Consider the following 13,868-nt stretch of genomic DNA (forward strand, 5'->3'; position numbering starts at 1 on the left):
GGTTACTTCTTCGCTTCGTCTTCGTCGATGATCTCGGCGTCGACGATGTCTTCGTCGGAGGAACCTGCCGAAGCACCGGGGGCACCCTCGGCACCTGCAGCGCCTGCGCCGTCCGGCGAACCGGGCTGGGCGTAGATGGCTTCGCCGAGCTTGGTCTGGGAAGCCTGCAGCTTCTCGAACGCGGACTTCACGGCGGCGTCGTCGGTGCCTTCGAGGGCCTTCTTGAGGCTGTCGACGTCGCCCTGGACCTCGGTCTTGACCTCTTCGGGCAGCTTGTCCGCGTTGTCGGCGATCAGCTTGTCCACCGAGTAGGCGAGCTGTTCGGCGGTGTTGCGGGTGTCGGTTGCCTCGCGGCGGGCCTTGTCCTCGGCTGCGTGCTCCTCGGCGTCACGGACCATGCGGTCAATGTCTTCCTTGGAGAGGCTGGAGCCACCGGTGATGGTCATCGACTGTTCCTTGCCGGTGCCCTTGTCCTTCGCCGAGACGTGGACGATGCCGTTGGCGTCGATGTCGAAGGTGACCTCGATCTGCGGGATGCCGCGCGGGGCCGGGGCGATGCCGGTCAGCTCGAACGTGCCCAGCGGCTTGTTGTCCCGGGTGAACTCGCGCTCGCCCTGGAAGACCTGGATGGCCACAGACGGCTGGTTGTCATCCGCCGTGGTGAAGGTCTCGGACCGCTTGGTGGGGATGGCGGTGTTGCGCTCGATCAGGTGCGTCATCACGCCACCCTTGGTTTCGATGCCGAGGGACAGCGGGGTGACGTCGATCAGGAGGACGTCCTTGCGCTCACCCTTCAGCACACCGGCCTGCAGGGCTGCACCAACGGCCACAACCTCATCCGGGTTCACGCCCTTGTTCGGCTCCTTGCCGCCGGCGAGTTCCTTGACCAGGTCGTACACGGCGGGCATACGGGTGGAGCCACCAACGAGGACGATGTGGTTGATGTCGGAGAGCTTGATGCCGGCTTCCTTGATCACATCGTGGAACGGCTTCTTGGTGCGCTCCAGCAGATCCTTGGTGAGGTCCTGGAACTTGGCGCGGGTCAGCTGCTCGTCCAGGTGGACCGGGCCGTCGGGGGTGACGGACAGGTACTGGAGCGAGACGTTGGTGCTGGTGGAGGAGGAGAGTTCCTTCTTGGCCTGCTCAGCGGCTTCGCGGAGGCGCTGCAGGGCGATCTTGTCCTTGGAGAGGTCGATGCCCTTGACCTTGAGCTGGTTCAACAGGTAGTCAACGACGCGCTGGTCCCAGTCGTCGCCGCCCAGGCGGTTGTCACCGGCGGTGGCGCGGACCTGGATGGTGGAGAAGTTGTCTTCGTCTTTGCCGACTTCGAGCAGGGAGACGTCGAAGGTACCGCCGCCGAGGTCGAAGACCAGGATGAGTTCGTCTTCCTTGCCCTTGTCCAGGCCGTAGGCGAGGGCTGCGGCGGTGGGCTCGTTGACGATGCGCAGGACGTTCAGGCCTGCAATTTCGCCGGCTTCCTTGGTGGCCTGGCGCTCGGCGTCGTTGAAGTAGGCCGGGACGGTGATGACGGCGTCCGTGACCTTTTCACCCAGGTAGGACTCGGCGTCGTTCTTCAGCTTCATGAGGATACGCGCGGAGATTTCCTGCGGGGTGTACTTCTTGGCGTCGATGTCCACCTTCCAGTCGGTGCCCATGTGGCGCTTGACCGATGCGATGGTGCGCTCGATGTTGTTGACGGCCTGGCGCTTGGCGATCTCGCCAACCAGGACCTCGCCGGACTTGGAGAATGCAACGACCGACGGCGTGGTGCGGCCACCCTCGGCGTTGGCAATAACGGTGGGCTCGCCACCTTCGAGAACGGAGACGACGGAGTTGGTGGTTCCGAGGTCAATACCTACTGCACGTGACATGTGTTGCTTCCTTCTTTCCTTGGAAACTGGTTGGCGCCCTAAGCATTGAGCGTTCTGCACTCAACTTTACTCAGGGCGCCAGCGATGTCAATTCAAAGTTGAGTGTGGTCGGCTCAACTTTGGAGACCATGTCAGGCTTTTAGCTCGATAATCCTTTGATTCCGGGCTTTCGTGCGCAGGATTACGACGGCGACCCAGGGTTTCGCCTTAGGAGAACGTAACGCCGGGCTGCTTAGCGCTCCGTATCCCGGTCGCCATGGAGCGGGCCGCGCTCTTCCGCCGTCGTTTGAACCTGGCGATCGGTGAGTCCTTCACGGATGGACTCCTCCGTGCGGCGGCCCGCAGTGCCGGCATCGCCGTAGTCGCCTTCCTCGTACTCGCCGTCAGCAACGTCGCGTTCGGCAGCGCCGCGTTCGGGCTCGTTGTTCGTGCCGGAGCCGCCGTAGTCGCCGTCCACGTACTGCCCGCCCTCTCCCGCGCCAGCAGCAGGAGTCGAGACTGTTCCGGCAGCGCCGTAATCGCCCTCCGGATATTGCTCACCCAGTTCCCCGGCCGGCCTTTCCACGGCCCCGGCGTCGCCGTAGTCGCCGTCCACGTACTGCCCGCCTTCCCCTTCAAGTCCGGGGGCGCTGCTGCCCTTGCGGGGCTCCTCGGCTGCAACTTCAGGGTTCTCAGTCATGGTGCATCTCTCCTTCGAGGCTCCGCGTCCATGCGGGCGCACTGGCAGTCTATCGACGGCCCGGGCGCATCAACAGGGCTTCGCCGGCACTTATCGGGAGGCCCGGACCGGCAGTCCGGCGACGCCTGCCAGCACGGCGAGGTGATGGTCGAAGAGCTCCGCAGGAGCCCTGAACGTGTCCGGCCCGTACTGGTTGAACACCTCAAAACTGACCGCGCCGGAGAGGGAGCTCCACACCAGGACACCCCGCGCCACGAGCTCCTCTGGGAGGTCCAGGCCGTACTCCGAACGGATGGCGGCCAGGTCGGCGGCCAGGGTTGGCGGCAGCTGCGGGGAGCCTTCGGCCGGAAGTGACAACTGGCCGGCCCGGGAAGCCGCGTCCAGGATCCCGATGAGGCTGACGATGACCCTTGTGCCGGGACCCGTGGTGCGCTCGGCAGGGGCGCTGTAGCCGGGAACGGGGCTGCCGAAAAGGAGCGCGTAGCTGGCGGGCTCGCGCACGGCCCATTCCCGGACAGCCCTGCCCAGCGCCAGGAAGCGGGCACCATGGTCACCTTCCGGAGCCTGGGCGACGGCGGCGTCCACTTCGTCCCCGAGCTCGCCGAAGGCGTCGATCAGCAACAGGGTCAGCAGCTCATCGCGGCTCTCCACGTAACGGTAGACGGCGGAGGACACCACCCCCAGGTCCCTCGCCACCGCCCGCAGGGAGAGCGCGGCCGCACCATGAGTGGCGAGGTGCTGCCGGCCCAGGCGGACAATGTCCACGATGGTCTGCGCCCTTGCCCGCTGCCGGGGCGTGAGCGGGCGGTCAAGGCCGGCGGCTGTTTCCTGGGCTTCAGTCACCGGTCCAGCATGCCACAATGGAGAGCGCGGGAATCAAAAGAGAGCACCGCTCTTGACTTTGGCCAAGACTCGGCCCCATGCTGTTTCTGAGAGCACTGCTCTCGGAAACTGGAACGAGGAGGACAAGTGGCAGATGTGCATGTAGTGACGGGAGCTGGACCGGTGGGATGGACGGTGGCCGAACAGCTGGCAGACCTGGGGCGGCGGGTGCGCGTCCTGACTCGTTCGGGCAGCGGACCCCGGCACCCGCTCATCGAACGCATTGCCGGGGATGCAAAGGATCCGGACATTCTGCGCACTGCCCTTGCCGGCGCCGAGGCCGTCTTCCACTGCATCCACGGGTCGGCCTACACCGCCTCGGCATGGCAGTCCGAACTGCCCGCCGCCGAGCAGGCAGTCCTGGCCGCCGCGCAGGAAGCAGGCGCCGTCGTTGTATTCCCCGAAAGCCTCTACTCCTACTCCCAGCCGGACCGCGTGATGACGGAAGACAGTCCCCGCGTTGCTGGCGGCGGCAAGCGCGGCGTGCGGACTGAATTGCTTCGGGCCCGTGCGGCCGCAGCCGCTCCTGCCGTGAGCGTGGTGGCGGGCGACTTCTTTGGGCCCCGCGTCCGGATGGCGCACGGCGGCGAGCGCATGGTGGTGCCGATCCTGGCAGGGAAGAACGTCAGCGTCATCGGCAGCTCCCGCCAGCCGCACTCGTTCACGTACGTCCCTGACCTGGCCAGGGCAATGATCGCCGCGGCAGACAGGCCCTCCGCCTGGAAAACCGTGTGGCACGCACCCACAGGCCCGGCGCTCACCCAGACGGAACTTGCCCACGCCTTCGCCGCAGCGGCGGGACGGCCAGCTCCCAAAGTGCATGTCCTGCCTGGCTGGACGTTCCGGACGGCAGGCCTTGTCTCAGCCGGTGCCCGAGAACTGGCCGAGATGCTGTACCAGTTCGAGCGGCCGTTCATCATGGACTCGGCCGCGTCGCAGGCAGCCCTGGACGTCAGCCCCACCCCGCTGGAAACGGCTGCTGCCGCCACCGTGGACTGGTGGCGGCAGCAGGGGTAGTGCTCCGGGCGGCGAGGGGCCCAGTGTTAGCGGCTGGGAACCTCTTCCAGGGGTTCGACGCCGGGCTCCCGCGGCCGTGCAGCGCTCGGGCCGTCCGTGCGTCCCAGCTTGCTGGGCCACCAGATCTTCGGTCCGATGTCGTAGGCCAGGGCCGGCACCAGCAGCGAGCGCACCAGGACGGTGTCCAGCAGCACACCGAACGCCACAATGAACGCCAGCTGGACCAGGAACATGATGGGAATGACGCCCAGCGCCGCGAACGTGGCGGCGAGCACCACGCCTGCGGAGGTGATGACACCGCCGGTCACCACCAGGCCGCGGAGGATGCCGGGCCGGGTGCCGTGCTTAAGGGATTCCTCCCGGACCCGGCTCATCAGGAAGATGTTGTAGTCCACGCCCAGGGCCACCAGAAACACGAAGCCGAACAGCGGCACTGTGGCATCGGCGCCGGGGAAGCCAAAGATGTTGTTGAAGACGAAGGCCGACACGCCAAGCGCCGCCGCGTAGGAAAGCACCACGGAGAGCACCAGCAGGACCGGCGCCACGATGGAGCGCAGCAGCAGCATCAGGATGAAGAGGATCACCACCAGGACCACGGGGATGATGACCACCAGGTCATGCTGGGCGGTGGTGTTGGTGTCGAGCGCGGTGGCGGTGACGCCGCCCACCAGGGCGCCGGGGTCGACAGCCTTCACCTCGGTGCGCAGGGCCTTGACGGTTTCCTCCGCCTCCAGCGAGTCGGCCGCATCGTTGAGGGTGGCGTTGATGATCACCCTTCCGTCCCGGACGTCCGGGGCGCTGGGAGCTCCGGGGGCTCCGGTGATGGGCACACTGCCCGGGCCCAGCAGGTAAGCCTCGCCCACGCCGTCGTCCGCTTTCACGCGGTCCAGCACCTCGGCCGCCTTGGCCTGGTCGGCAATGACGACGGCGGGGCTGCCGCTGCCGGCGTCGAAGTGGCGGGCCAACGCGTCCTGGCCGTCAACGGCGTTGGAGGCGGTGAGGATGACGTCGGTCTGCGGCACGCCGTTGGCCTTGAGCTGGAACAGGCCGCCTGCCGCAACCAGCAGCAGGAGGACCGAGGCCACCCAGACGGTCCGGGGCCGCCGTGCCACCAGCGAACCGGTGGCACGCCACAGCCCCTTCTGGCCTTCCAGACCCGTGACCAGCTCGGGTTCACGCTGGTCTGCGGGGAGGAGTTTGGGGCGGAACGGCCAGAAGGCGGCACGGCCCAGCAGTGCCATCAGCGCGGGCAGCAGGGTCAGCGCGGCGAACAGGGCGCACAGGATGCCTGCGGCAGCCACGGGGCCCAGGGCCTTGTTGGAGTTCAGGTCGGAGAAGAGCAGGCACAGCAGCGCAATGATCACGGTGGCGCCGGAGGCCAGGATGGGCTCGAAGGAGGCCTTCCATGCGGTGAGGACGGCGGCCGTGCGGTTGGTGGTGTGGGTGAGCGCTTCCCGGAAGCGTGCCACGAACAGCAGGGCGTAGTCCGTGGCCGCGCCGATCACCAGGATGGAGAGGATGCCCTGGCTTTGGCCGTTGAGTTGGATCCAGCCGGCCTTGGCCATGCCGAACACCAGCAGGATTGCCGCGCACAGGGCAAACACGGATGTCAGCAGCACCATGATGGGCAGCAGGAGGGACCGGTAGACGATGAGGAGGATCACGAACACGGCGGACAGGGCAACCAGCAGGAGGATGCCGTCAATGCCGCCGAAGGCTGCGGTGAGGTCGGCTGCGAGGCCGGCTGGGCCGGTCACGAATGTCTGCGTGCCCTCCGGTGCTGCTTCCGTCACCGTTTCGCGGAGTTCCTTGGCCGCGTCCTTGACCTCAACCGAGGACCCGACCGGGACCACGAACTGGACTGCCTTGGCGTCCTTGGATGGAATCGGGCCAATCACCGTGCTGCCCAGCTTGAGCTCTTCAAGGCTGGCCTTGAGCGTGGCCAGTTCCCCCAGTTGCGCGGGCGTGAAAGCCTCGTTCTTCTCGATGACAATGATGCCCGGAACCTCGTCCGAGTCACGGAACTTTGCCTGCCAGTCCTGGGCCTCGGTGGCCTCGGCGCTGGCGGGCAGGAACGACGCCTGGTCGTTGGAGGACACCTCCTCCAGCCGGCCGAATGTGGGGCCGCCAACCCCGGCCAGTCCCAGCCAGGTCAGCACCAGGATGACGGGGACCAGCCAGCGCAGCCAGAAAGGGACTCGCTCCTTGGCAACTTTTGTGCGGTTCATGGCGCCTTCCATCAATAAGCGGGTGGAGTAGTATTTGTTCCAGCATAGATTATCTCCATGATAGACATAAGTGGCTGCCAAGCTTTTTTCAGCTGCTGAAGACGCAAGCGGACCTGCAGTAATATCCGTCAGTACGGCCGGACAGAAACGTTCGCGTGGAACAAGGAATGCAGGGAGGTGGACATGGCAGGGAAAACTTCGCCTGATGCGGCCCCGGGTCCGCTCGCCGGCGCGCCCGGAGGTCCCCCTCACCCACTGCTGCGCCTTCTGCAGGAGTTCACCATGGAGGCCAACCGCTACGTGGATGTTGCCGGCGGCCGGAAGGACATGCACCGCACTGACATGAATGCCCTGGCCGTCATCATGCGCCACACGGCAGCCGGCAGCGTGGTGACGCCCGGGGTCCTGCGTAAGGAGCTGAACCTGAGTTCCCCGGCCACCACCGCCCTGATCGACCGGCTGGACAAGTCGGGGCACATCGTGCGCGAACGGAACAGCGCGGACCGGCGGCAGGTCCAACTGAAGATGACTCCCAAGGCGTTCCGGGAGGGCGGGGCCGTCTTCGCTCCCCTGGCGCAGCATATGGGCAGCGCCATGGCCGCCTTCTCGGAAGAGGAGCTGGAAACCGTCACGCGCTTCATGACGGCGATGGTGGAAGCCACGGTGGCGGCAAGGACAGAGTCCGGGTAACCGCAAGCTGGCCGTGGTTGGGGGTAGCGTTTGGTTATGAGTGCGCAGCAGCCTGAAGACGACGTTTACACGCACGGCCACCACGAATCCGTGGTCCGCGCCCATGCCGCCAGGACCGCCGAAAATTCCGCGGCGTTCGTCCTTCCGCACCTCACTCCCGGCTCGACACTGCTGGACGTCGGCTGCGGCCCCGGCACCATCACCTGCGACTTTGCCGCCTTGGTGAGTCCTGGGAAGGTCACAGGCCTGGACCGCTCGCCGGACATCATTGCCCAGGCGCAAGCCCTCGCCGTCGAGCGGGAAGTACCCAACGTGGAATTCGTAGCCGGCAACATCTACGATCTCGACTTTGCGGACGAAACGTTCGACGTCGTCCACGCCCATCAGGTGCTCCAGCACCTGACCGACCCCGTTGAGGCGCTGCGTGAAATGCGGCGCGTCGCCAAGCCGGGCGGCATCGTGGCAGTGCGCGACGCCGACTTCCACGGCATGAGCTGGTACCCCGCCGTCCCTGAGCTGGACGAGTGGATGGACCTCTACCAGCGCATTGCACGCCGGAACGGAGCGGAGCCCGATGCCGGGCGGCGATTGGTCAGCTGGGCTCAGGCGGCGGGATTCACCGACGTTGCCCCCAGCAGCAGCAACTGGCTTTATGCCACGGCCCAACAGCGCCGCTGGCAGGCGCGCGTCTGGGGTGAGCGGGTGCTGCACTCGGCCTTCGCGGAACAGGCGCTGGAGTACGGATTCGCGAACCCGGCAGACCTTGCCAGGATTTCTGCCGGCTGGCACCGCTGGGGCTCCACCGACGACGGCTGGTTCCTGATCCCGAACGGGGAGGTCATCGCCAGGGCCTAGGATCGTCGTTATCCACATGGCTCCTCCACGGCCGCCCGCCGCCGCGTCGCCGCGTCGCCGGGAATAGCCTCGAGTGATGACGTACTACAGCGAGAACGAATACTGGGCGGAACCTTATGCGGTGGAGGTTGACCAAGTAGAGTTGGTCAACATGGGGCAGTACAACGTCCAGGAAGCCAAGACCCGCCTATCCGAGCTGCTGAACCTCGTCGAACGCGGTGAGGACGTGGTCATCGCCAAGGCCGGCAGGCCGGTAGCGCGGCTGGTGAAGATAGAGCGCCCCTACAAGCGGGAACTGGGTTTCCTTGGCCCCCTCCACATCCCATACGACTTCTATGAGCCGTGGACTGACGAGGAGATGGGAATCGTCGAGTGATGCAGCTGCTGCTGGACACCCACGTCTTCCTGTGGTCCATCGCTGAACCGAAGAAACTCTCGGCGAAAGCCAGAAATGCGATCATCAAACTTGAAAACCACGTCTACGTCTCGCCCGTAACCGCGTATGAACTGTCGTACAAGCACCGCCAGGGAAAGCTGCCTTCCGGCGCGGCGATCGTAACGAGCTTTGGGCGCCAAATCGCCCATCTCTACGCCTCCGAGCTCGGAATCAGCGCATCCCATGCACTTGCCGCAGGACAGCTCGAATGGGACCACAGAGACCCCTTTGACCGGCTGCTGGCGGCGCAGGCCATGGTGGAGGGGTTCACACTTGTCACTGCCGACCAAAACCTCCAGGCCTTCGAACCGGTGACCACTTTGTGGTGAAGGCCGGCGCCTGGACCGGGCCGAGTAAGATTGATCAGTGCAATTCTCTCTCTGGCTGGCCCTGGCGGGCGCAGGCGCCCTGATCAGCTTCACCCCGGGTGCCGGGGCCATCAACACCATGAGCAACTCGCTGAACGCGGGCTTCCGCCGCTCCATCTGGGGAATCCTTGGCCAGCAGGCAGCGCTGGTGGTGCACGTGCTGATCGTGGCCCTGGGTGTTGGCGTCCTGGTGGCCAGTTCACCCCTTGCCTTCAACGTGATCCGCTATGCCGGCGCCGCCTACCTGGTGTACCTGGGCGTCCGCCAGTTCCTGAGCAAGCCCACGGTGGCCCAGGAGCAGGCCGCCACCCTCCGCAACGAACCCGCCTGGTCCATCTTCCGGCGCGGTTTCTGGGTTAACCTCCTGAACCCGAAGGCGATCGTGTTCTTCCTCGCCTTCACCCCCCAGTTCATCCGGCCCGATCAACCGCTGTTCACCCAGTACGCCGTGCTGACGGCCACCATTGTTGTCATCGACATCCTGGTGATGTGGTTTTTCTTTGCGGCAGCCGCGAGGTCATTTCAACGGTTCACCAACACAGAGCGTGGCCAAAGGGTCCTCAGCAGGGTGTTCGGCGTGCTGTTCGTGGCCGTGGGTATCCTGCTGGCCCTGATCCACTGAAAGAGGCGCTTCCCAAAGAGGGCACCAACGTGACCCGTACCCATTCCGGGGTTAGTAATGCATCTTTACAAAGCCGTAAACCATTGTGAACACGCGGCTAGCCAAGAGTGATCGGAAGCGCGCATGCTTAGGGGCATGAACTCAGCGTCGAGCGCATATCGCGTCATCACCGTCTGCACGGGCAACATCTGCCGGTCCCCCATGGCCGAGCTTATGCTCAAGGCAGCGCTTGAACGCGAGGGCCTTGACCGCCTGGTGGAGGTCGATTCGGCTGGCATCACTGGTTACGAGGCAGGCCGCCCCATCGATCCCCGCGCCGCCCGCCGGCTCGCCGCAACCCAACTCACCTCCGAAGACCACGTGGCCCGGGAGTGGGAGCCCGGCTGGTTCCGCGAGCGCGACCTGATCCTGGCCCTGGACATCGACCACTACGCCTGGCTCAGCGAGGCGGCGCCGGACCAGGAATCCCTGGACAAGATCCGGATGCTCCGCAGTTTCGATCCCGGCATGGCGGAGCGCGACCGGCTGGACCAGGGCATCGAGGACCCCTGGTACGGCGGTCATGCGGATTTCGACGCCGTCTGGCACCAGATCCACGCGGCCCTGCCGGGACTGGTCCAGCACATCAAGTCCGCAGTCCTGCAAAACACCCAGCTTCAGCCGCACTAGCCGCAGCGAAACCAATCGGCATAGGCCCCAAGCGAACGCCCCGCTGGAAACGGTACGCTCTAGTCCATGAGCCTAGCCCCCGTCATTATCGCCGTCGACGGGCGCTCCGGCGCAGGGAAGACCACCCTCGCCGTCGAGCTGGCGGCCCGGCTCCGCGCCCACCACAAGGTCTCGCTGTTCCACCTTGAGGACATTTACCCTGGCTGGGACGGCTTGGCTGCCGGCGTCGAACGTTATGTCTCCACAGTCCTCACCCCGCTGAGCCGAGGCCAGGCGGCCTCGTGGACCAGTTGGGACTGGGAGAACCACTACGACGGCGACGCCCGGGTGACGCTTCCGGCGGAGATCGTCATTGTGGAGGGGGTAGGGGCCGCCGCGGAGGCGGCCCGTCCCATGCTGGACGCCGTGATCTGGACGGAATCCCCTGACGATGACCGGCGGACCCGGGCACTGGACCGCGACGGTGCAACGTATGAACCGTACTGGGACCTGTGGGCCGCCCAGGAGGAGGAATGGCTGGGCCGCGATAACGTGCCCGGCCACGCGGACCTTCGCGTCCTGAACCTCGCCGATGGCGCAGCCCCGACGGAGATTTTGCAGCTGCTCCCCTACCTCCCCGCCCTGGCTCCGGTCCTCGCCCCCGAACTGTCGGCCCGCCGCGGCCTCCGTCTTCGGGCCGAACGCATGGAGGCCGTCCCGGATGCACCGGCCCTGTTCCACTCACTGTATGGCCGCTCCGGCAATGCCGTGTGGCTGGACTCCTCCAACGCGGGCACGGAGCCTGGCGCTGCGGATCCCGCGCCGCGGACTGCCGGCGGGCGCAGCCGGTTCAGCATCATGGCTGACGACGCCGGCACGTTCGGGCAGTGCGTCACGCACCACGGGGGTGTGAGCCGGATCAGCGCAGGCTCGTCCACCGCCAGCGTTCCCGGCCCCTTCTTCCGCTGGCTGGACACGGTCTGGGGCCGCCGCGCGGTGCGGACCCCGGAGGGCTACCCCGCCGAATTCACCCTTGGCTGGCTGGGCTGCCTGGGGTACGAACTCAAACGTGAGACCGGGGGCGGCGACCTTTCCGCACCCACCCCGGACGCCGCTTTGATCTTCGCGGGCAGGGCCGTGGTCCTGGATCATGCCGATGGTACCGCCTGGCTCCTGGCACTCGAGGCACCGGACGCCGGCGAGTGGCTGGCGCATGCCCGGGCAGCCGTGGAAGCCGCGGTGGAGCCGACGGCACAAGCCGGCGGCAGCCCCTGCGTCGTACCCCCTGCGCCGCCCGCTTTCCGCAGCCGGGACACGGGCGTGCGGTACCGGGAGAAGGTCACCGCCGCCCAGCACCAAATCGCCCAAGGAAATACCTACGAGGTGTGCCTGACCACCACGCTCGAAGCCAGGGTCCCGGCCGGCTCCCTGGATCCGTGGGCCACGTACCTGGCGCTCCGCCGCAGGAACCCGGCTCCCTTCGCGAGCTACCTCCGGTTGGGAGACCTTGCCGTGGCCAGCACCTCGCCGGAGCGGTTCCTCAGGATAGGGTCCGACGGCGGCATGCGCGCTGAGCCGATCAAGGGCACCCGTCGCCGGGCTGCTGACCCGCAGGAGGACAGCCGGCTGCGCACGGACCTGGCCACTTCCCTGAAGGACCGGGCCGAGAACATCATGATCGTGGACTTGCTGCGCAACGACCTCAGCCACTTTGCCATCCCAGGCTCCGTCACTGTCAGCCGCCTCTGCGCCATCGAGAGCTACGCCACCGTCCACCAGATGGTCAGCACCATCGACGCGCACCTCCTCCCCGGAGCGCCGCGGGCAGAGGCGGTGGCAGCCTGCTTCCCTGCCGGCTCCATGACCGGCGCCCCCAAGATCAGCACCATGGCCATCCTCGACCAGCTGGAGGCAGGGCCCAGGGGCCTCTATTCGGGAGCCATCGGCTACTTCTCGCTGAACGCGGCGGCGGACCTCGCCGTCGCCATCCGGACCCTGGTGATCAGTGCGGCCGGCGACGGAACCGCGGAACTCTCACTCGGCGTCGGCGGTGCCATCACCTCTGATTCCGATCCCGACGACGAGTATGAAGAGATCCGGACCAAGGCCTATGGGGTCCTTTCCACGCTGGGTGCGGAGTTTCCGGACAACTGAGACGTTTCACCACTCTTAGGAAAGCGGTTTAGGAGGACGCCGCCGCGGGTAGGGAGCTGAGCGTCAGCTGAACCGCTCAAGCAATGCGGCGGGATACCCAAGTGCCCACACGAGTGAGGTTTGCCGCGTGACGGACCCTTCCCATCCCCGCAACACCAGCAAGCAGGCACCACGGAGCGTCAAGTACATCCTCATGCTGGGCGCCCTGGCCGCCCTTCCTGCCATCACCACGGACATGTACCTGCCCTCGCTGCCTGCTGTGGAAGCCGATCTCCACACCACCCAGACCGCCGCCCAACTGACACTGTCCGGAACCCTGGTGGGAGCCGGCGTCGGCCAGCTGGTGATCGGCCCGTTCTCGGACCGGTTCGGCCGAAGGCTGCCGCTGGTCATCGGGATCTCGCTGCACGTGGCCATCTCGCTGCTGTGCTCCCTGACGCCGAACATCGAAACCCTGACCGGGCTGCGCGTGCTTCAGGGCTTCTTCAACGCGGCCGCCGCCGTGGTGGCGCTCGCCGTCATCCGCGACCGCTTCGTTGGTTCCGCCGCTGCCCAGCTGCTCTCCCGCCTGATGCTGGTGATTGGCGTGGCGCCGCTCCTGGCGCCCACTGTGGGCCAGGCGATCGCCGGTGCCTGGAACTGGCGGGCGGTCTTCTACGCACTGGCGCTGATCGGGGTGGTCCTGGTGGCAATCGTCTGGCGGTTCATGCCGGAGACGCTGCCGGAGGACAGCCGCAGTCCGGGTAATCCCAGGCATGTGGCAAACGCGTACTGGTCGCTGCTGCGGGACAGGCATTTCATGGCGCTTGCCGTTATTCCCGGGCTGGGGCTGGCCCTGATCATGAGCTACGTGGTGGGGTCCCCCTTTGTCTTCCAGAACGAATACGGCCTCACCGCCCAGCAGTTCGCCCTGGTCTTTGCCCTTAACGGCGCCGCGCTGGTCCTATCCGCGCAGCTCAACGCCGCCCTGGTCCGGAAGTTCCCGCCGGTCCGCCTCCTGCGCACCGCCCTCCTGGTCCAGTTGTGCCTTGCCCTGGTGCTGCTCGTGGTGGTGGCCACGGGTGCCGGTGGCGCGTTTGGCCTGGTGGCAGCGCTATGGCTGGTCCTGTCAGCCCAGGGAATGGTTCCGGCAAACGCCTCTGTTCTGGCCCTGCACAATTACGGCCATATGGCGGGAACGGCAGCTGCGGTCATCGGCGCCCTGCAGTCGGGGGTGGCCGGCCTGGTGAGTCCCCTGGTGGGGGTCCTGGGCGGAAATTCGCTGTCGATGGCCGGCGTTATGATCGGCAGCTGCGCCCTGGCGGTCATGGTGCTTGCCCTGGGGACTCCCGCCTACCGGAAGGGCGGCTGGGCGGAGCACGCCGGGCGCGACGACGGCCAGCGGGTCAGCGCGGACGAATAGTTGGCTGCGGGGCCGG

General features: G+C 66.5%; 13 protein-coding genes. 9 read left to right on the forward strand and 4 right to left on the reverse strand.

All coding sequences use genetic code 11. The features are described 5' to 3' along the window. Window positions 1–2 precede the first annotated feature (2 nt). The 3 genes from dnaK to FBY36_RS07205 form a co-directional block, all read right to left on the reverse strand. Complete coding sequence (gene dnaK / locus FBY36_RS07195) at window positions 3–1,871, reverse strand: molecular chaperone DnaK (protein ID WP_142029318.1); 1,869 nt, start codon at window positions 1,869–1,871, stop codon at window positions 3–5. 232 nt (window positions 1,872–2,103) lie between these two features. Beyond that, entirely contained in the window at window positions 2,104–2,550 is a 447-nt protein-coding gene (locus FBY36_RS07200) for a hypothetical protein (RefSeq protein WP_142118139.1), read from the reverse strand. Window positions 2,551–2,640: 90 nt separating this feature from the next. Beyond that, window positions 2,641–3,393: a TetR/AcrR family transcriptional regulator gene (locus FBY36_RS07205; protein WP_142118141.1), complete on the reverse strand. Its 753-nt coding sequence runs from the start codon at window positions 3,391–3,393 to the stop codon at window positions 2,641–2,643. A gap of 126 nt (window positions 3,394–3,519) precedes the next feature. Here FBY36_RS07205 and FBY36_RS07210 point away from each other — a divergent pair, with 126 nt between their 5' ends. Next, on the forward strand, window positions 3,520–4,449 hold the full coding sequence (locus tag FBY36_RS07210; RefSeq protein ID WP_200830457.1) for an NAD-dependent epimerase/dehydratase family protein: 930 nt from the start codon (window positions 3,520–3,522) through the stop codon (window positions 4,447–4,449). Between the two features lie 26 nt (window positions 4,450–4,475). Here the strand turns inward: FBY36_RS07210 and FBY36_RS07215 are convergent, their stop codons facing one another. Further along, window positions 4,476–6,677: an MMPL family transporter gene (locus FBY36_RS07215; protein ID WP_142118143.1), complete on the reverse strand. Its 2,202-nt coding sequence runs from the start codon at window positions 6,675–6,677 to the stop codon at window positions 4,476–4,478. A 183-nt stretch (window positions 6,678–6,860) separates the two neighbouring features. On the opposite strand from FBY36_RS07215, the gene FBY36_RS07220 reads away from it, so the two are divergent. The 8 genes from FBY36_RS07220 to FBY36_RS07255 all read left to right on the forward strand — a co-directional run bounded on the left by FBY36_RS07220 (window position 6,861) and on the right by FBY36_RS07255 (window position 13,852). Continuing rightward, window positions 6,861–7,367, forward strand: coding sequence for a MarR family winged helix-turn-helix transcriptional regulator (locus FBY36_RS07220; RefSeq protein WP_142118145.1), 507 nt, complete (start codon window positions 6,861–6,863; stop codon window positions 7,365–7,367). 36 nt (window positions 7,368–7,403) lie between these two features. Further along, window positions 7,404–8,222 carry a methyltransferase domain-containing protein gene (locus FBY36_RS07225; RefSeq protein ID WP_142118147.1) on the forward strand — a complete coding sequence of 273 codons (819 nt, stop codon included), beginning with the start codon at window positions 7,404–7,406 and terminating at the stop codon, window positions 8,220–8,222. Between the two features lie 76 nt (window positions 8,223–8,298). Then, window positions 8,299–8,598: a type II toxin-antitoxin system Phd/YefM family antitoxin gene (locus tag FBY36_RS07230; RefSeq protein WP_235008752.1), complete on the forward strand. Its 300-nt coding sequence runs from the start codon at window positions 8,299–8,301 to the stop codon at window positions 8,596–8,598. Further along, a complete protein-coding gene (locus FBY36_RS07235) occupies window positions 8,598–8,987 on the forward strand; it encodes a type II toxin-antitoxin system VapC family toxin (protein ID WP_142118149.1) in 390 nt (129 codons plus the stop codon). The genes FBY36_RS07230 and FBY36_RS07235 overlap by 1 nt, the downstream gene beginning before the upstream one ends. Before the next feature lie 37 nt (window positions 8,988–9,024). Then, on the forward strand, window positions 9,025–9,648 hold the full coding sequence (locus tag FBY36_RS07240; RefSeq protein WP_142118151.1) for a LysE family transporter: 624 nt from the start codon (window positions 9,025–9,027) through the stop codon (window positions 9,646–9,648). A 135-nt stretch (window positions 9,649–9,783) separates the two neighbouring features. Continuing rightward, a complete protein-coding gene (locus FBY36_RS07245; RefSeq protein WP_142118153.1) occupies window positions 9,784–10,317 on the forward strand; it encodes a low molecular weight protein-tyrosine-phosphatase in 534 nt (177 codons plus the stop codon). Between the two features lie 66 nt (window positions 10,318–10,383). Next, window positions 10,384–12,450 (forward strand): aminodeoxychorismate synthase component I, encoded by a 2,067-nt coding sequence (pabB, locus tag FBY36_RS07250; RefSeq protein WP_142118155.1) that lies wholly within the window; start codon window positions 10,384–10,386, stop codon window positions 12,448–12,450. Window positions 12,451–12,577: 127 nt separating this feature from the next. Then, a complete protein-coding gene (locus FBY36_RS07255; RefSeq protein WP_142118157.1) occupies window positions 12,578–13,852 on the forward strand; it encodes a multidrug effflux MFS transporter in 1,275 nt (424 codons plus the stop codon). Window positions 13,853–13,868 lie beyond the last annotated feature (16 nt).

Source organism: Arthrobacter sp. SLBN-122 (genome assembly GCF_006715165.1).
GTDB lineage: Bacteria > Actinomycetota > Actinomycetes > Actinomycetales > Micrococcaceae > Arthrobacter.

What these genes read in the sequence shown, in the direction of transcription:
- dnaK (WP_142029318.1), bottom strand. Translation starts at nt 1,871, where the DNA reads ATGTCACGTGCAGTAGGTATTGACCTCGGAACCACCAACTCCGTCGTC.
- FBY36_RS07235 (WP_142118149.1), top strand. Translation starts at nt 8,598, where the DNA reads ATGCAGCTGCTGCTGGACACCCACGTCTTCCTGTGGTCCATCGCTGAA.
- FBY36_RS07225 (WP_142118147.1), top strand. Translation starts at nt 7,404, where the DNA reads ATGAGTGCGCAGCAGCCTGAAGACGACGTTTACACGCACGGCCACCAC.
- FBY36_RS07245 (WP_142118153.1), top strand. Translation starts at nt 9,784, where the DNA reads ATGAACTCAGCGTCGAGCGCATATCGCGTCATCACCGTCTGCACGGGC.
- FBY36_RS07200 (WP_142118139.1), bottom strand. Translation starts at nt 2,550, where the DNA reads ATGACTGAGAACCCTGAAGTTGCAGCCGAGGAGCCCCGCAAGGGCAGC.
- pabB (WP_142118155.1), top strand. Translation starts at nt 10,384, where the DNA reads ATGAGCCTAGCCCCCGTCATTATCGCCGTCGACGGGCGCTCCGGCGCA.
- FBY36_RS07215 (WP_142118143.1), bottom strand. Translation starts at nt 6,677, where the DNA reads ATGAACCGCACAAAAGTTGCCAAGGAGCGAGTCCCTTTCTGGCTGCGC.
- FBY36_RS07220 (WP_142118145.1), top strand. Translation starts at nt 6,861, where the DNA reads ATGGCAGGGAAAACTTCGCCTGATGCGGCCCCGGGTCCGCTCGCCGGC.
- FBY36_RS07230 (WP_235008752.1), top strand. Translation starts at nt 8,299, where the DNA reads ATGACGTACTACAGCGAGAACGAATACTGGGCGGAACCTTATGCGGTG.